General features: G+C 30.8%; 18 protein-coding genes. 1 reads left to right on the forward strand and 17 read right to left on the reverse strand.

The window, feature by feature from the left end; all coding sequences use genetic code 11:
• The first annotated feature begins 275 nt into the window (after positions 1 to 275).
• Positions 276 to 638 (forward strand): hypothetical protein, encoded by a 363-nt coding sequence (locus tag KZH69_RS19630; protein WP_219319171.1) that lies wholly within the window; start codon positions 276 to 278, stop codon positions 636 to 638.
• A gap of 852 nt (positions 639 to 1490) precedes the next feature.
• Here KZH69_RS19630 and KZH69_RS19635 read toward each other — a convergent pair.
• The 17 genes from KZH69_RS19635 to KZH69_RS19715 form a co-directional block, all read right to left on the reverse strand.
• Entirely contained in the window at positions 1491 to 2033 is a 543-nt protein-coding gene (locus tag KZH69_RS19635) for a hypothetical protein (protein ID WP_219319172.1), read from the reverse strand.
• A gap of 234 nt (positions 2034 to 2267) precedes the next feature.
• Positions 2268 to 2720 (reverse strand): hypothetical protein, encoded by a 453-nt coding sequence (locus KZH69_RS19640; RefSeq protein WP_219319173.1) that lies wholly within the window; start codon positions 2718 to 2720, stop codon positions 2268 to 2270.
• 25 nt (positions 2721 to 2745) lie between these two features.
• Positions 2746 to 3294: a J domain-containing protein gene (locus tag KZH69_RS19645; protein ID WP_219319174.1), complete on the reverse strand. Its 549-nt coding sequence runs from the start codon at positions 3292 to 3294 to the stop codon at positions 2746 to 2748.
• Complete coding sequence (locus KZH69_RS19650) at positions 3295 to 3522, reverse strand: hypothetical protein (protein WP_219319175.1); 228 nt, start codon at positions 3520 to 3522, stop codon at positions 3295 to 3297.
• Positions 3523 to 3524: 2 nt separating this feature from the next.
• Positions 3525 to 3941 (reverse strand): hypothetical protein, encoded by a 417-nt coding sequence (locus tag KZH69_RS19655; RefSeq protein WP_219319176.1) that lies wholly within the window; start codon positions 3939 to 3941, stop codon positions 3525 to 3527.
• Positions 3942 to 3962: 21 nt separating this feature from the next.
• Entirely contained in the window at positions 3963 to 4421 is a 459-nt protein-coding gene (locus KZH69_RS19660; protein WP_219319177.1) for a hypothetical protein, read from the reverse strand.
• 328 nt (positions 4422 to 4749) lie between these two features.
• Positions 4750 to 7644: an Eco57I restriction-modification methylase domain-containing protein gene (locus tag KZH69_RS19665; RefSeq protein ID WP_219319178.1), complete on the reverse strand. Its 2895-nt coding sequence runs from the start codon at positions 7642 to 7644 to the stop codon at positions 4750 to 4752.
• Positions 7631 to 8860 carry a DNA methyltransferase gene (locus KZH69_RS19670; RefSeq protein WP_219319179.1) on the reverse strand — a complete coding sequence of 410 codons (1230 nt, stop codon included), beginning with the start codon at positions 8858 to 8860 and terminating at the stop codon, positions 7631 to 7633. Before KZH69_RS19670 ends, KZH69_RS19665 begins: the two co-directional genes overlap by 14 nt.
• Positions 8861 to 9264: 404 nt before the next feature.
• Positions 9265 to 9615 (reverse strand): hypothetical protein, encoded by a 351-nt coding sequence (locus tag KZH69_RS19675; RefSeq protein ID WP_219319180.1) that lies wholly within the window; start codon positions 9613 to 9615, stop codon positions 9265 to 9267.
• A gap of 182 nt (positions 9616 to 9797) precedes the next feature.
• Positions 9798 to 11882, reverse strand: coding sequence for a Helicase associated domain protein (locus tag KZH69_RS19680; RefSeq protein ID WP_219319181.1), 2085 nt, complete (start codon positions 11880 to 11882; stop codon positions 9798 to 9800).
• A gap of 629 nt (positions 11883 to 12511) precedes the next feature.
• Positions 12512 to 14197, reverse strand: a complete 1686-nt coding sequence (locus KZH69_RS19685) for a DUF262 domain-containing protein (RefSeq protein ID WP_219319182.1) — start codon at positions 14195 to 14197, stop codon at positions 12512 to 12514.
• A 60-nt stretch (positions 14198 to 14257) separates the two neighbouring features.
• Complete coding sequence (locus tag KZH69_RS19690; RefSeq protein ID WP_219319183.1) at positions 14258 to 14488, reverse strand: hypothetical protein; 231 nt, start codon at positions 14486 to 14488, stop codon at positions 14258 to 14260.
• 264 nt (positions 14489 to 14752) lie between these two features.
• On the reverse strand, positions 14753 to 15205 hold the full coding sequence (locus tag KZH69_RS19695; RefSeq protein WP_219319173.1) for a hypothetical protein: 453 nt from the start codon (positions 15203 to 15205) through the stop codon (positions 14753 to 14755).
• Between the two features lie 25 nt (positions 15206 to 15230).
• On the reverse strand, positions 15231 to 15779 hold the full coding sequence (locus tag KZH69_RS19700; protein ID WP_219319174.1) for a J domain-containing protein: 549 nt from the start codon (positions 15777 to 15779) through the stop codon (positions 15231 to 15233).
• Positions 15780 to 16007, reverse strand: a complete 228-nt coding sequence (locus KZH69_RS19705; RefSeq protein WP_219319175.1) for a hypothetical protein — start codon at positions 16005 to 16007, stop codon at positions 15780 to 15782. It lies immediately after the preceding gene.
• A 2-nt stretch (positions 16008 to 16009) separates the two neighbouring features.
• Positions 16010 to 16426: a hypothetical protein gene (locus tag KZH69_RS19710; RefSeq protein WP_219319176.1), complete on the reverse strand. Its 417-nt coding sequence runs from the start codon at positions 16424 to 16426 to the stop codon at positions 16010 to 16012.
• Positions 16427 to 16447: 21 nt separating this feature from the next.
• Positions 16448 to 16906 (reverse strand): hypothetical protein, encoded by a 459-nt coding sequence (locus KZH69_RS19715; protein WP_219319177.1) that lies wholly within the window; start codon positions 16904 to 16906, stop codon positions 16448 to 16450.
• Between the last annotated feature and the right edge of the window lie 197 nt (positions 16907 to 17103).

Below are 17103 nucleotides of genomic sequence, written 5' to 3' on the forward strand. Positions count from 1 at the left end.
ATCAAAAAAACGAATTTCGCCAATTCCGACCCGATTTTCACGTTTGCTTGTTCAGTTTCTGCATTTAAAAAGCCAAATCTTTAAATCCGGCTTTCTCCTCGTTTCACGTCAACTGACCGCTAACGTTTCGCTTGTATGAGCTGTTGCCAAAATTAAGCCTAAATTATCGGAGTTTGCCCGAACAATGCAAATACAAAACTAATTATAAATATAGCCTAATATGGCAATAGCTTATACAAGCTGTTATATGATGGCTTTTTATTTACAAACAAATTATGAAAAGATTAGAAAACCTTTACGATGTTACAAAAAGACTATGCGGAATGATTGAGCCTACAGGAGAATCGAACACCGACATAACAAGACTTGCTAATTTAGAAGATACAATTGATTTGATTGAAAAACTAACTAAAGACGTTGTTTATATTGCTAGAAACCAAAACGCCTATGAAAACAGTGTAAAAGTTATAGGATTAAGAGCTGATAGATTCATTACCGAAATGCGAGAAGAAATGACTGCACAACCAACTTTTACTGAAAATCAAATACAACAACTCCAAAATAAAATTCACGCAATTACAGGCGATGGCGAAGTAATGGAATTGTTTAACGAAATGCTTGGCGTATCTGCTGGATAAGCTATCATATAACGTCCCCGCGCTAAAAGCAGTTTGGGACTAAATTAAACCCTTTATTCGGATTTGCCAAAACTTACTGACACAAAACCATATTTAAATTAAGCCAAATACCCAAATTGCTTGTAGCGTGTGTTATGGGTAGGTTGTTTCTGGCTGATATTCCTAATTATTAATCGATTTTAATCCAATTTTTGGCAGACTCAAAACCCAATTTTTGCCCAAATTCTAGCTAATTTCATTCCCTTTTATAATTGATTTTCATCCAATTATTGGCAAATTAAAAGCCAAGTTCGAATCTAAATTTTCAGCCAATTTTTATTCTTATTTTTTATTCTCAATTTGAGAATCAAAACGATTGTTTATTTCCATCAAACTCCAATATTCAAGTTTGCTTTTCAAATTCTGCATTTCAAATTCAGTTTAGAAACTCCGAAACTCAAGTTTTCAATTTCAAGTTCTATATTTCAGATTCAGTTAAAAACTCCAATTTTCAAGTTCTGTATTTCAAGTTTTTGCTTTTCATTTTCAAAGCATAAAATTCAAGTTTCACAGTTTATGAATTTCGAGTTTTTCTCAATTAAATGCCTTTAAAAGTCTGATTTTCTTCGCAACTTACCCATAACGTTCTGGCACTACAGCGGGTTTGGGACTAAATTAAGCCCATTATTCGGATTTGCCAAATCATCCCAAATACAAAACCATTTTTCAATTAAGCCAAATGCCCAAATCCGTTGTAGTGGCTGTTATGCGGGGGTTGTTTTGACGAAATTATGATTTAACCGCAACTTTTCACGCTTCTGTTGGCAAAATCCAATTTTCACGCTTCTGCTTTGTAAATTTTCTTCCTACCCGCTACCTAGACTTACCTTTGACTTTTTCTAGTAAAAAATCGCAACTTTCTTTTAAGTAATTGATATTTGCAGGTTCTCCAATTATATTAACATTCTTCACAATAGCTTTATTATGGTTTAGAAAATATATTCTCCGAACACGTCCTTCACTAATAGAGTCCCAATAAGTTTTTTTTAATTCACTATTTTTTATTAAAAAAAATGTATTAACATAAATCCGTTCATTTTCATTTAGCAAGAGACTATCTTTCATATCACTTCTCGATAGATTTTGACTGATATGATTAGTATACTTTAAATAAAAATTATTTTTCTCAATATTTAAAACGCAATCATTTTCTGTTGTAAAATGTTCGGCTTTATCATTTGGTTCATAAAAAATTATAGAAACATTATTTACGGTTCCAAACATATTCGTTTTTACAGTTTCATTTTTTTTCTCAAAGCTTATTACTGTTTTTTTAATTTCATTTTTCTTATCTGATTTGCAAGCAAGAATAAGCATTGAAAATAAAATCATGCTAAAAATCAATTTACTTTTCATATAAACTATTTTTTCAACTTTTTGTAAGTTTATGCGAGTTCAGAACTTAATTTTCAAATCGGATTTGTCTGCGTAATTTTGGCACAACTCCCGCATAACGTTCCCGCGCTACACGCAGGCTGGGATTAAAGATGCGTATTCTTTCGGTTAAAAACAAATGTGTCAAGTACAAATCATCTTCAAATTAAGCCAATTGCCCAGCTTGCTTGTAGCGTGTGTTAGCCGTTCGGTTTTCTAGTTTGATTTGAATATTTCTTTAATCATTTCTTCTTCTTTTGGACTATAGAATCCCCAATTATTATCTACAATACTAAATTCTCTATTTTTTATTTTTTCAGCATAATCCAAGTTCATTACTGTTATTATATCTTCAAAATCATCGATACCAGAAAGACCGTTTGTTTGGATAATAATCAAGTTGTCATATTCTTTCTTGTTGTATTGTGAACCGCTTAATAAATCTGGACTTACAGACAAAATGAAATGTTTTATTGTTCCACAATATTTGAGGATAACTTTTTTATATTCATTATTTCTGATTTCATATAATAATGATGAAATATCATTTTCTTCAAACTCATTAGAGAAAACATTTGAACCAATTACAAACGGTAGTGTTAGTCCAGTTTTGTTCTCTACAAAACAGTAATGTTCTAAAATTTTTAGCCAATTTGGTTTATCATTCATAATATTATTTGTTTTTTTTTATTTTTCATTTTTTCAAATCATTTTGTGCAATATATATTAGAGTTCCTCCAAAAGCAAAACAAAACAACATTATTAAAAAGCCAAAACCTTCATTATTGTTTGTGTTTACCAAAGCAAAAAAGCCAAAAAATATCATAAATAAGCCAAATAGAAACATTAAAATAAGCGCAAATTTTGATGTTGCTTTTTTCAACATAAATATTGAAGATTGTAAAAAATCATCAAATGTCATTCTTGAAAAATATTCTGCTCTTTTATTAGCTTCATTTTTTACATATTCATAAGTTTCACTTTTTGTGTTCTTTTCATTATCAAATTCAGCACTTTTTTTATTATAAAATTTTCTTCTGCGTTCATCAAAAATGTCTTTTGTAATTTTGTCTTTCAAAATTTCGTATGCTTCGAACACTTCTCTAAATTTTAAACTTGCATTACTAGATTTATTTTTGTCAGGATGAAATTCTTTTGCAAGTTCTCTAAATGCTTTTTTGATTTCTTCTAAAGTTGCATTTTCAGAGATATTTAAAACTTTATAATAATCAATGAACTCCATTTATTTCATATTATTAATTTCATTATTTTCTTTTTTTTCTAAAGCAGTTTTTTTGTCTTCAACTGTTTTCGTTGCACTATAAAATAAATATGCTGGAATTAACAGAAAAACTAATATTATAATTACGTACATAAATGAATTTTCAGGTTCTTCATTACAAAGGTCAATTCCACTTTTGACAAAAGCATATGTTAGTATTAACGCAATAATTATTTTTAATGTTTTCATAATTAGTTTGCTAAAGTTTTAATTAATTTCGGACCTGCTGTGTATGGATTGTTATTTATTATAGTTTCAATTCTTGATAGAAAATCTCTGTTTTTTAAATAGGATTTATATTTTTGAGTGAATTGACTTCTACAAGCATAAATATCACTTTCAATCGTTGAATAATTCAAATTCAATTTGTCTTTTATTTTTTGCACGTCTGATTTGTATTTACTCAACAATTTTTTATTTGTGTTGTATGATTTATATATTTCAGCGAGTTTGACAACATCAATATTGTTTTTAGAGAGTGAAGTTTTTGTACAATCACAAATTAGTTTAGCTCCAGAATTAGCTTTTACATCAATGTCAGATTGAGCAATTGATTTTAAAGGAATTAAAAACAAAAAGCAAATATTTAAAAAAAGTAATTTTTTCATAAATAATAATTTAATAGTTAGTTAGTTTATAAATGTTAGAGAATAAACTTTTTTGTTATCTTCAGGGTTTATCAATGATGATAAAAATATAGTTTCTTTATCCTTTGAATATGATTCAACTTCTATGTTGTTTTTAATTGAGGTTCCAGAACTTTTATATTCCGATTTTTTCAAATCTGCTAAAAGTGAATTATAGGAATCATTACTATATGTCAAAAAAACTAAAACTCCTTCACCGTTAAATTGTATTATTTCTTCATTTTTATCCGATTTCCATTGATCAGATTTTGGTTGACTATTTAAAAAAGCATAACCGTTTTTTTGTAAGTATTTTTCAATTTCTGTTTTTGGTTTGTAATTTATCGAATCCAAACCTTTAAATGTAATATGTGAATTAGTTTGAGCGGATAAATTTTTAGAATTTTCTTTACACGCAGTTAAAGAAATTGTTGCTAATAATAGTAAAAGTGCTTTTTTCATTTGTTTTAGGATTTGATTTAGATTGTTGTTATTCTGTTCACGTTTCTGTTGCGTTCCGCCAAACTGACGGCTAACGTTCCCGCGCTACACGCAGGCTGGGATTAAGAAAGCCTAAATTTTCGGTTAAAAACTAATTTTTCAAATACAAAACCATCTTAAAATTAAACCAAATGCCCAGCTTGCTTGTAGCGTGTGTTATGCCTCGTTGTTCTTTTTTCTGTCGCAATTGGTCCTTTTATTTGTCTTCTACTGGTCCGTTGGCTCTTTTTCTTTTTTGTCGCTTTTTGTGGTTGGTAAAAAAGGTAATGTCACCAAAAGCGTTAGCACTTTACCTGTTTTTTAGTTCCACTCGATTGCGAATGGTATCCGTTAAAAGTGAATACAAATGAGGCAGAATATCTGTTTTGAAGCCGTAGGCTTTCAAAACAGCTTCGTCAAATTCTATTCTGTCTTTTTGTTTGTATTCGTTTTCGTAATCTTGAATTTGTCGTTTACTTAAAATCTCGAATTTGGAACTGATATTTTTTGCTTGCTTGTCAGAAAGCAAACTAGGGTCAAACATTTTCATTTTAGTTTTGAAAAAGTCAGCGTTCAAATCTAACGCTCCTAAATTTCTTGAAACTCCATTTAATTCAACAATCAAAAGTGAAACGATTGAATTGAGCAAAGCCGAAACAATTTCCGTATCTTTCTTTTTCACACGAATAGCAACTAATCTTTGATTGAGATACAAAGGTGATTTGCTAAATGAAAAGAATAATCGCTGGCTCGGATTAATAGAAATAAAAATGTTTGCTGATTCTTCGGGTGCAAGGGAATACCAAAATGGTTTTCTTACTTTTAAAACTTTTGGTAATGCAATACCTGTTTTATTAGTTGTTGTTTCAAATTTCTTGATGTGCTTGTGTGCGTTCGGATATTTTGCTTTCAAAGTTTTTTCGTCTTCTTTGCAAACAAAAAGATTGTATTCCGATTTGTTGCTATAAGCAATCGTTTTGAGTTCTTGACTTGTTTTCAAAATTGGCAACAAAAATTCTTTTTCAATTTTCAACGCTTTGTTTTCATTGTTAGATATGATGTGCATTTCGTCCCAACCTGTTCGTGTTCCTCTGCCTGTATCGTAAATACTTGGAAACGGATTTATCAGTTTCTTTTCAAAAGCACCTAACGGATTTTGATTAACAAAATAGGTTGCCCAATTTTCCTGTGAAACAAGAGAATTTATTAAATGCGATTGCTCAACTATACTAACGGTAATTGTTCCATCTGTATTTTGAAATACATTTTTGAATTGGGTATCTTCTTTCCAATTTGTATTTTTTGGGTTGTTGCAGTTATCAACTTCGGTATAAAAATCTTCAAAAGACTGTAAAGATTTATCTTTAAAAAACACTTCTAACTTTTCGTTTACGGTAATAAATTTCGTTGGTTCTTTACTTGCACTTTTTTCAAGCGTGATAAAAATTGTGCTGACTTTGGAATCTTTAAACCAATGTTCTGCATTGCTTTTTACAACATATTTAATGTGAAAATTATCTAACAAAAAAATCTTGAACTGCAAACCATAGTTTTTACCCAACCAAGCGTTTGAAGTGATTGCTGATAAAGCTCCATTGTCTTTTAGGAATTTCAATGAGTTGTAAAAGCAATAAATGTAGTAATCACTTTTACCGTTTATGTCAAATTTACTCCCATTTAAAAAAGCCTTTTGTGTTTTCGCAAACTCACTTTCAAACTGTGTATTCAAAATGTCATTTGGAATATCTTCTTGCTGAATGAACGGAAAATTTGAAATAACAGCATCAAATTTTGGGATTGGAATATGGTTGATTTTATTGATGTCAGTGTTATCTGGAATTGGAATTGTTTGAGTTGGTGTAAGTGTAAAAAAATCCTTCCGGATTATTCTCGGAAAATTTGCCGTGTCATCAACTTTTTGCTTGTAAAGATTTATAACGGAAAGCGTTGCTGGAAAATGAGAAATATCATTACCCCAAATTTGATTTAAAATTTGTTGGTGGTTTTTGTTTCCGAAAAACTGTAATGTGTTGTAAAATGAATTTAAAAAAGTTCCCGTTCCTGATGTTGGGTCAATCACAACATCATTTCTGCTTTTGATTGCCGAAAACGTAACAAGATTTGCTAATGTTTCCGAGGTAAAGTATTGCCCGAACTTTTGCTTTTCTTCTTGTGGAACTAAGTTTTCCAAAATGTAGCCGATTACTTCGGTTGGCAGAACTTTAAAATCAAATTCATTGAAAACTGAAACAAGCCTAAATAATAGTTCGTTTATTGTTTCATTGAACGGAATTTTGTCCGTAAAATCACTTTCAAAAACTGCCTGATAATCTATTTTCTTTGCTTGATTGAAGAAGTCGTTCAATTGTTTCTGAACTTGCTTTTCGTTTTTCAATTCCAACTTAGAAACTTTTCCCGACAAATTTTCGGAAAGCGTAAGATAGAAAAGAACTTTGCCAATGAGTTTGTAATAAGTGAATTTGGCTAAAACTTCTTCGGGTTCAACGTTTTCAACTCGTCTTGATGAAGTTGAAAGTATTTTAAGCGTAGCACTTTCAATAATTTTCCATTGATTAAATTCAGTTCTGAAAGTCCTATCATCGCCTTTCAGTTCATTAATTTCATTTTTTAATTGAGGAATAAAATGTTGGGCAGTTTGTAAAACTGCATCAACTATGTTTGATGAAATATTTATTGCTCTTTTTAGTTCTCCACTTTTATAAAGCTGTCCTAAATCGTGTAATATCTCGTTTAGCCTATTTTGTAGTTTAGCTTCGTGTTTATTGTAATTATTTCTATCCGCTAAATCATTTCTGTTTGTTATGTCTTTTTCTTTCGGATAAACTTTTAGTTTTTCCAATCCTGAAAGTGAATAATTGTCATCATTTATTTTCCAAATGATTGCTTCTGTACCATTCCAAGTAACGAAAGAATCCGATTGTAATCTTTCCGCTTTTTCTAAAGCATTTTCTAACATTTCGGTGTTGTCTGCTTCTGTGTCAGGAAATTTTAATTCCCAACCGTTGAAAACGATACCTGATATTTTATCTATAAATAAAAGTACATCAGGAAATTTAGTTCTTCCTGACGCTAGTTTTAATCCTTCATCGTTTGTAGCGTCTTGAAAAAGGGTAGTTCCATCATTAATGGATTGTTTTATCCAACTTATGATTTGACCCGCCCAAGCTCTTTCATTTAGTTTCATAATTCAATGTATGATATTTTGCAATTGGTTCTTTGAAAAGTCTTAATGTTGATTCTTCAATTTCTTTTCTTTTTAATGTCTCTTCAATTCTGTCAGTACAAACTTTTATATAATCGACTGGTTTTACTTTATGAAGTAATACATCTTCGTTTTTTTCAATGCCGATAAAATTTCTGTTTTCTAAAATTGCAGAAAGCAAAAAACTACCGCTTCCGCAAGCGTTGTCTAAAATAGTATCGCCTGGATTTGTAAATGTTTTGATTAAGTAACGACCTAATTCAATTGGTTTCTGTGTTGGATGGTAAACAGTTCCTTCGGATTCCGCTGTTTTGATATACACAAAATCATCAATGTTTTGCTCTTCGTAAAAAACTATATCATTTGGATAACGTTCTCCGTTGCTTTTAACGTGTTGGGGTTTAAAATCTCCGTAACTTCCTGTAAATTGGTCTTTCCTTACGCCTTTGTCATAAGCTTCGCCCTCTGTCATTTGAGGATTATAAGTTGGTTGCTTTTTATAGAAAATACAAATGTCCTCGTGTTTGCGAAGTGGCTGTTTTTTAGCGTTTAGAAAATTGGTCGATTTAGATTTTATCCAAGTGATTTTATACTTAAATATTTTTTCGTTGCTAAGGATAAGTTTAGCAGTGAAAATTCCTTGAGAAGTTAAAACAATAGCTCCGTCATCTTTGATTATTCTTTCGTATTCTGCCCAAAGTTTTTGCAAATCAATTACGGAATCCCACTTGTTTTGCGTTGTGCCGTAAGGTAAATCGCAAAGAATCATATTGATAGATTTATCAGGAATTGATTGCATAACTTCCAAGCAATCTCCTTGAATGACTTTGTTTACAAAGTCGTTAATTTTTCTTTTTTGTTTGTGTCCGTTAAGTGATAAAATAAAGCTATTAGTTTGTACGTTTCCATTTGTTCCATATTTTATTTTTTCTTCTGCCACTTGCATTGCTTGCAATGCAAAATCTTCGTCTTGTACTTCGTAAACAATTTTGTCGCTAAGCCATTGAACAATTAAATTGTTTTTTTCAGCATTATAAAATTTTCCAAGTTGTGTTACTTGTTCTCTTGTCGGCAAACGTTTGCCGTTTTCAATTCTGCTTAGTAATGTTTTGTTTATACCTGTTTTTTTAGTTACGTCCTCTAAAAGTAACTTACGTTCCTCTCGTATATTTTTAAATGTCGAACCAATGGTTTGCATAGTCAATAATTAAGTTGCCAAATTTTGTCAAATTTAGGTATTGGGTTTTGATTGCCAAAATTTTTAGCTAAGATTCTATTAAAAATATTTCAAGTTTATGTTAGGGTGTTAGTTAGGTTTTATTGTAGTTGAGAAAATTAAATATGTTGCAAAAGCGTTGGCTTTGCGTGTCGATACATCACTTTTAATTTTACGAGCGCTGGCATTTCGTCTGTTGTCAACACGAATGTTTATGTTTATCCTGTCTGACCTACAATGAGGCATAACGTTCCCGCGCTACAAGTAGTTTGGGACTAAATTAAGCCCATTCTTCGGATTTGCCAAATCTTCCAAATACAAACCAATTTTTCCAGTAAGCCAAATCCCCAAATTGCTTGTAGCGTGTGTTAGCGGTAGTTTCTTTCTTAATTACTTATGTCTATTAAGCTACATTCAGTAAATTCAATAATCCTATTCCCTGAGTTTGTTTCAATTTTTATCCTATTCCGCAACGTTTTCCATTCGTTTTGTCCAGAGCTAAAGTCTTTTTCTATTTCTCCTAAGTTCACAATATTTAAAATTGTAGGCAAACAACTAAAAGGAATTTCTTCAACATTATAAAATATTACACCCACAAATTTCAAAACTTTATGTTCAAAAATATTTTCTTCCCAATTGGTCGGAAAGTAAATTATAAATTCTAAAATTTGTCCATTTGGATTTTCTATAACTTTTAATATTTGAGAATCGTGGAATGAAATTTCATCAAAAATCATTATTACTAATTTTGGGTTATTTATATTTAATTCTCCTATTCTACGGCGAAATTACCGCTAACGTCTTGGCACTACAGCGGGTTTGGGACTAAATTAAGTTCTATTTTCGGATTTGCCAAATCATCCCAAATACAAAACCATCTTTCCATTAAGCACAATGCCCAAATCCGTTGTAGTGGCTGTTATAGGGCGTTTTTCTTCTTCGCTGTTGATTCAACTGTCCAATCGAACTGTAGGTCATTAAGTTTGCTAATTCTTTCTTGTGTGAGGATGTTTCGTTTAAAGCCTCGTCTTTGCAATCCAACCCAAGTGTGAAGTTCTTTATCAAATGTCTTGGTTACTCGACAATCACCATAGGTAGTTTTATATTCTGTAATCAATTCATAAAAAATATTCCATCTTGCTTCTTTTGTGTCTTCTCTTGACATTCTTAATCCTAATTCTTCTAAAAGTTTGTCTTGTTCTTCACTTAGTTTACTGTGTCTGTAGCGCTTTTGTTGATTGAATATCCAATTTCCAATTTTAGGATGCTCCTTATTATATTTGTCAATTTCATTAATGTTAACACCGATTTCTTTAAGTTTTTTGAGTTGTTCAAAGTTTTGTCGCCAATCTAATGTAATATGACTTCTCTTATTGCTTGTTTGCTGTGCTTCTGAACGAAGTATCACACCTGTCATTCCAATCTTTTCGAGTTTTTTTTTGTTTTCAGGTTTTGTTCCGCGTTTTTTAAGTGTGTAAACAAATTGTCCCAAAGAAATTCCGTCAATGGTATAACTCAATGGCACGTTAAAATTCCCAAAATCTTCTTTATATTTTAAAAGTTTTTCAATCTTTATATTGAAATCGTATTCATCTAAATCCCAAATAATTCCTTCTGCATCTAATAGTTCAATTCTGTCTTGAGACAATACACCTTGTTTTCTATAAACTGCTTGGTCATTTCGCCATTTTCCTAGTTTGTATTCTTCTGAGTTTCTTTTTTGTTTTGGCTCTCTATTGTTTTTTCTTTTGAACTCTGAATATTTAGCTAAATTGTCTAACCATTGGTCATCGTGTTTAATTGTTAGCCCTGCATTTCTAGGACCAACTTCCCAACTAAAATTAATTTCTTCTAACTTTTTTATTCGATATTCAGTCATTCGCTGGTCACCTTTTTTCTTAAAGTGTCGTTGCATAGCAACAAAATTTGAAACTCTGTATAAAGCGTCGTCCCTGTCTTTTCTTCTTGGAATGTCTGAATGTCCGTTTTCTTGATAGTATTGTTTTAGTTCTTCATAATAACTTTCCCAAATTTTATCAAATCGTATTTTATGTCCATCACCGAAAAAGAAATCTACTTCAATTAATTTTTCTAAATGTTCTTCTGGAATTCTTTCTTCTCTATAAAGAGCTTTTTGCTTTACATACCAACCATAAAGAGTTGGATTTTCAAAATCTCTAGGAACAATAACAGTATTGTATTTTGATTTAAACTCTTTGAATTTTTGAAATATTTCTGGCCACATTGCAAAATAGTGTTCGGTTAAAGCAATGTATCTTGGCCGATAATCGTTAATTTCCGTTTCGCTATCAACTGTGTCAAGTTCTTCTAAATCCACTGAGGATGCTTCAATAGCAGTAAAAAGGTCATTTCCTTGGTCGTCTGTAACATTGGTTTTTTCCTTTTCTTCTTCGTCTTTGTAAATTCTTTTTTCAGGTAAAATTAATTCCCTGTCGGTTAAATACTTTATTAATTCTATGTCAAGTTTTCTGAGATTTTGATTGTTTTTGCCAAAAAAAGAGGCGAAAAATTCTTCAATTTGTTTTAAAAGTTTTGCGCCTTGAAAATTACCTGTAACAAAATCCATAGCCAATGACGCTTCAATGTTATTAAAAAGCCCTGGGCGCGTTAAGTTGGAAGAACCTAAAATTACTCGATTCGCTTTAGCGCCCCGAAAAATATAAAGTTTAGGGTGATAAATTGCTCTTGTTCGTTTTGTAGGGTTATAGTATATATAAGTTTCAATGTTTTTATTAAGTAGTTCGAGCAAAGCTTCTCTTGAAGTCCCTTTGTCGTCAATACCTAGATAAAATTCGATTTTTTTATAACGAGTTTTTACTTTTTCAAGTTCATCAATAAAAACAGAAAGTCCTGATAAAGTTGTAAAGGCGACAAAACATTGAAAAGTGTCAAAATTTTTATCTTTAAAAGATTTGTGCAGATAGTTTCCTACTGTCGTATCATGTTCGTCAAAAAGTCCGTGTCCAAGGAATTCAAATTTCATCGCTATGTTGTCTTTTTAAAATGCCCTATAACGTTCTGGTACTACAGCGGGTTTGGGACTAAATTAAGATCTATTTTCGGATTTGCCAAATCATCCCAAATACAAAACAATCTTTCCATTAAGCCTAATACCCAAATCCGTTGTAGTAGCTGTTATTGTGTGTAGCGACACGTATGCTGAGCACGAAAGCTTGGATATTCCAATTGTCGATTCCTATTGCGCAAAGCTTTTTCGCCTTTCAATTTCCGTTCCAAATAGTTTTCGTTTTTGAACTTCAAACTTCAGTTAAATCTCAAAAAAAAATCGACAAAAAAATTCCGCTTTCGGTTTTCTATAAAGCGGTTCACGTTTGTTAGTCCGCAACAATTAAGCACCTATTTTCGGTTCAGATTTCGGTCAGTTCCGTTTGTGTTTTATCCAATCCTATTTCGTCCTAATCGCCCAATTAAAATCTGTTGAGACGTCCCAAGGAGCTATACACTATAACGTTCTCGCGCTACAAGCAGTTTGGGATTAAGGAAGCCAAATCTTCGGATAAACATAAATTTATCTGATACAAAACCAACTTCAAATTAAGCCTAAAACCCAAATTGCTTGTAGCGTGTGTTACCTGCTGTGTTTTTTGTTAGTTATACATTTTCTATTACGAATTGAACGATTTTGTCTTTACGTTGCTGTATAAGTTCTTTTGTCCAAGTTGCACTTTCTGCCGTCATTTTTTGTATTTCTCGTTGTTGTTCCAAATGGTTGTAACTATTGCGTTTGTCAGCAAATGGTTTGTTACCAACTGAACAATTATGTGATTTGGAAAGTAACAAATAATTTCCTAAACAATTGATGTATTGATTTACAAATTCCTCGTCATAACTGTCATAACCTGTTTCTGGATTTTCAGTTTGCGGTGCAATGTGTTCCAATTCTGGTTTTTCAATTTTGTCAAATCGAGTAGGCGAGTAACCGCTTTTGCCTTGTCCTTCTAAATGGTTTTCGTATTTCCAAAGTAAGTATTTTGCAGTTGTATGATTTATTCCGCCTTGAATTGAATGCTCCAATTCTTTGTTTCCCCAATATGACCACCACCATTCTTGTGTAGTTTTCATCCAATCAATTCTAACATTTATCGGTGTGATATCAGGATTTTCGGATGTGAATTTTTGGTAAACATCATTTAAGCGTGAAGTAATTTCGGCTCTTGTTCCGATTAATCTGTGTCGCAAAACCATTGTTTCCAACTTGCTACAAAGCAAATTGATTTGATTTATTGGTAAACCAAATTTGTATGCTTTAATGATAAAAGGCATTGCAATACCAATACCACCAAGTGTTACAAGCGAATGAATTTCTAAATTTTCTCTTTCGTCTTTGCTGAAAAATGTTGTTAGATGCTCAAAACTTATGGCAAGCGATTGAGTAAACGATTTGATAAATGGAATTGGGTTTGCTTCAGATAACAGCTTATTTATTTTGTCAATTGCATTTGTTTCCCAAAGTGAATTGAAATGAACACGAAGTGTGTAAACCAAAACATCGTCTTCGTTAATTCGATATTCAATTGAAGAAATTGATTTGTAAATTTCTTCAAATCTGTCTTTGATTTCTTTTATCAGACTTTCTTTTTCTTCTCCACCATAAAGATGAACGTTGAACATAAACTGAGCCTTGATAATTTCCAAATTTGAAGGCTTTTTACCTCTGTTGTTTTGGAAAATAAACATTTGAATTGCTTCGGAAGCGTCTTTTACTGGATGTGTTGTGCAAGATGCGTTTTGAACCGTATCCAACATTTTCAATAAATAAGTTTCGTCTTTATCAGCAAGTTGTGAAGTAAAAAAGTCAAACGCAATTGCAATACGTTTTGCAGAAACGGTTTTTATTCCATTTCTGTCCTTTTTACTTTGGTCAATTACGCAATCTTTGAAAAATCTATCGTCATAATCAACCGTTTCAAAGCGATAAGTTGAGTTTCTTTTTATGATGTCTTCAAACGTTTCCTGTTCGGTTTCGTTTAAAGGTCTGATTTGTTTTAATCTGCTGAATAATGCTGATAAGAAAATGACGATTGTTGTCATTCGCTGTTGTCCGTCAATTATTCCAAACTTTTTCTCGTCTTTTTCTTCAAATAAAAAGTGTCCGAAATAGTATTTTGATTTGGTCGAACTTTTATTGTAATCTTCCAAGTCAGATAAAAACACGTTTGTCTGTTTTGGTGAATTTGCTTTTTCAAGTTCTGTGTCCCAAGAATATGCTCTTTGATAAGTTGGCACAAAAATTTTGTTGCCTGCCAACATTTGTTTTATAGTTGTAGATGCTTCCATTAAATAAATTTCTGATTAAAAGTATCAAAGGTGGCGAAGCCACCTTTGATAAATAATTTTTTACAATGCTGGTTGATGTTTTTTTGTTGGACTTTTTGAACAAGAATTTGATGTTAAACTTGAAATCGATGAGTGTTTTATTCCGCAACATTTACAAGTGTATTGAGCTTTTTCACTTCCTTCGTAAAGTTCGTGCTTTTTTCCTTCAGGATTTCTTGAACAAGAATTAGAAGTTAAACTTGAAACACTTGAATGTTTTATTCCGCACCATTTGCAATAAAAATTAGCCATATATTTTGTTTTTTGTTTATGCTTACGATTTTCGGTTTTCAGCTTTCCCGTTTCTGCAAAGTTAAAATGTCAATATGCCAAACTATGTCGTTGTTTTAGCATTTTCGGTCTTTTAACATAGCAGGTAACGTTCCCGCGCTACACGCAGGCTGGGATTAAAGATGCGTATTCTTTCGGTTAAAAACAAATGTGTCAAGTACAAATCATCTTCAAATTAAGCCAATTGCCCAGCTTGCTTGTAGCGTGTGTTAGCCGTTCGGTTTTCTAGTTTGATTTGAATATTTCTTTAATCATTTCTTCTTCTTTTGGACTATAGAATCCCCAATTATTATCTACAATACTAAATTCTCTATTTTTTATTTTTTCAGCATAATCCAAGTTCATTACTGTTATTATATCTTCAAAATCATCGATACCAGAAAGACCGTTTGTTTGGATAATAATCAAGTTGTCATATTCTTTCTTGTTGTATTGTGAACCGCTTAATAAATCTGGACTTACAGACAAAATGAAATGTTTTATTGTTCCACAATATTTGAGGATAACTTTTTTATATTCATTATTTCTGATTTCATATAATAATGATGAAATATCATTTTCTTCAAACTCATTAGAGAAAACATTTGAACCAATTACAAACGGTAGTGTTAGTCCAGTTTTGTTCTCTACAAAACAGTAATGTTCTAAAATTTTTAGCCAATTTGGTTTATCATTCATAATATTATTTGTTTTTTTTTATTTTTCATTTTTTCAAATCATTTTGTGCAATATATATTAGAGTTCCTCCAAAAGCAAAACAAAACAACATTATTAAAAAGCCAAAACCTTCATTATTGTTTGTGTTTACCAAAGCAAAAAAGCCAAAAAATATCATAAATAAGCCAAATAGAAACATTAAAATAAGCGCAAATTTTGATGTTGCTTTTTTCAACATAAATATTGAAGATTGTAAAAAATCATCAAATGTCATTCTTGAAAAATATTCTGCTCTTTTATTAGCTTCATTTTTTACATATTCATAAGTTTCACTTTTTGTGTTCTTTTCATTATCAAATTCAGCACTTTTTTTATTATAAAATTTTCTTCTGCGTTCATCAAAAATGTCTTTTGTAATTTTGTCTTTCAAAATTTCGTATGCTTCGAACACTTCTCTAAATTTTAAACTTGCATTACTAGATTTATTTTTGTCAGGATGAAATTCTTTTGCAAGTTCTCTAAATGCTTTTTTGATTTCTTCTAAAGTTGCATTTTCAGAGATATTTAAAACTTTATAATAATCAATGAACTCCATTTATTTCATATTATTAATTTCATTATTTTCTTTTTTTTCTAAAGCAGTTTTTTTGTCTTCAACTGTTTTCGTTGCACTATAAAATAAATATGCTGGAATTAACAGAAAAACTAATATTATAATTACGTACATAAATGAATTTTCAGGTTCTTCATTACAAAGGTCAATTCCACTTTTGACAAAAGCATATGTTAGTATTAACGCAATAATTATTTTTAATGTTTTCATAATTAGTTTGCTAAAGTTTTAATTAATTTCGGACCTGCTGTGTATGGATTGTTATTTATTATAGTTTCAATTCTTGATAGAAAATCTCTGTTTTTTAAATAGGATTTATATTTTTGAGTGAATTGACTTCTACAAGCATAAATATCACTTTCAATCGTTGAATAATTCAAATTCAATTTGTCTTTTATTTTTTGCACGTCTGATTTGTATTTACTCAACAATTTTTTATTTGTGTTGTATGATTTATATATTTCAGCGAGTTTGACAACATCAATATTGTTTTTAGAGAGTGAAGTTTTTGTACAATCACAAATTAGTTTAGCTCCAGAATTAGCTTTTACATCAATGTCAGATTGAGCAATTGATTTTAAAGGAATTAAAAACAAAAAGCAAATATTTAAAAAAAGTAATTTTTTCATAAATAATAATTTAATAGTTAGTTAGTTTATAAATGTTAGAGAATAAACTTTTTTGTTATCTTCAGGGTTTATCAATGATGATAAAAATATAGTTTCTTTATCCTTTGAATATGATTCAACTTCTATGTTGTTTTTAATTGAGGTTCCAGAACTTTTATATTCCGATTTTTTCAAATCTGCTAAAAGTGAATTATAGGAATCATTACTATATGTCAAAAAAACTAAAACTCCTTCACCGTTAAATTGTATTATTTCTTCATTTTTATCCGATTTCCATTGATCAGATTTTGGTTGACTATTTAAAAAAGCATAACCGTTTTTTTGTAAGTATTTTTCAATTTCTGTTTTTGGTTTGTAATTTATCGAATCCAAACCTTTAAATGTAATATGTGAATTAGTTTGAGCGGATAAATTTTTAGAATTTTCTTTACACGCAGTTAAAGAAATTGTTGCTAATAATAGTAAAAGTGCTTTTTTCATTTGTTTTAGGATTTGATTTAGATTGTTGTTATTCTGTTCACGTTTCTGTTGCGTTCCGCCAAACTGACGGCTAACGTTATCGGGCTAGGCGCAGTGCCTTCTTTCTCCCGCTTCACAAATAATTGCTAAAATAGCCAAATTTTTTAATTTGTACTATTTTATCCAACAAAGCGGAAGGCATTGCTCTTAGCCCGTGT

This window comes from Flavobacterium taihuense (assembly GCF_019351435.1).
In the GTDB taxonomy this organism is placed as follows: domain Bacteria; phylum Bacteroidota; class Bacteroidia; order Flavobacteriales; family Flavobacteriaceae; genus Flavobacterium; species Flavobacterium taihuense.

Excerpts from the sequence above, each read along its gene's own strand:
- KZH69_RS19630 (WP_219319171.1), top strand. The coding sequence starts at position 276 with ATGAAAAGATTAGAAAACCTTTACGATGTTACAAAAAGACTATGCGGA.
- KZH69_RS19635 (WP_219319172.1), bottom strand. The coding sequence starts at position 2,033 with ATGAAAAGTAAATTGATTTTTAGCATGATTTTATTTTCAATGCTTATT.
- KZH69_RS19640 (WP_219319173.1), bottom strand. The coding sequence starts at position 2,720 with ATGAATGATAAACCAAATTGGCTAAAAATTTTAGAACATTACTGTTTT.
- KZH69_RS19645 (WP_219319174.1), bottom strand. The coding sequence starts at position 3,294 with ATGGAGTTCATTGATTATTATAAAGTTTTAAATATCTCTGAAAATGCA.
- KZH69_RS19650 (WP_219319175.1), bottom strand. The coding sequence starts at position 3,522 with ATGAAAACATTAAAAATAATTATTGCGTTAATACTAACATATGCTTTT.
- KZH69_RS19655 (WP_219319176.1), bottom strand. The coding sequence starts at position 3,941 with ATGAAAAAATTACTTTTTTTAAATATTTGCTTTTTGTTTTTAATTCCT.
- KZH69_RS19660 (WP_219319177.1), bottom strand. The coding sequence starts at position 4,421 with ATGAAAAAAGCACTTTTACTATTATTAGCAACAATTTCTTTAACTGCG.
- KZH69_RS19665 (WP_219319178.1), bottom strand. The coding sequence starts at position 7,644 with ATGAAACTAAATGAAAGAGCTTGGGCGGGTCAAATCATAAGTTGGATA.
- KZH69_RS19670 (WP_219319179.1), bottom strand. The coding sequence starts at position 8,860 with ATGCAAACCATTGGTTCGACATTTAAAAATATACGAGAGGAACGTAAG.
- KZH69_RS19675 (WP_219319180.1), bottom strand. The coding sequence starts at position 9,615 with ATGATTTTTGATGAAATTTCATTCCACGATTCTCAAATATTAAAAGTT.
- KZH69_RS19680 (WP_219319181.1), bottom strand. The coding sequence starts at position 11,882 with ATGAAATTTGAATTCCTTGGACACGGACTTTTTGACGAACATGATACG.
- KZH69_RS19685 (WP_219319182.1), bottom strand. The coding sequence starts at position 14,197 with ATGGAAGCATCTACAACTATAAAACAAATGTTGGCAGGCAACAAAATT.
- KZH69_RS19690 (WP_219319183.1), bottom strand. The coding sequence starts at position 14,488 with ATGGCTAATTTTTATTGCAAATGGTGCGGAATAAAACATTCAAGTGTT.
- KZH69_RS19695 (WP_219319173.1), bottom strand. The coding sequence starts at position 15,205 with ATGAATGATAAACCAAATTGGCTAAAAATTTTAGAACATTACTGTTTT.
- KZH69_RS19700 (WP_219319174.1), bottom strand. The coding sequence starts at position 15,779 with ATGGAGTTCATTGATTATTATAAAGTTTTAAATATCTCTGAAAATGCA.
- KZH69_RS19705 (WP_219319175.1), bottom strand. The coding sequence starts at position 16,007 with ATGAAAACATTAAAAATAATTATTGCGTTAATACTAACATATGCTTTT.
- KZH69_RS19710 (WP_219319176.1), bottom strand. The coding sequence starts at position 16,426 with ATGAAAAAATTACTTTTTTTAAATATTTGCTTTTTGTTTTTAATTCCT.
- KZH69_RS19715 (WP_219319177.1), bottom strand. The coding sequence starts at position 16,906 with ATGAAAAAAGCACTTTTACTATTATTAGCAACAATTTCTTTAACTGCG.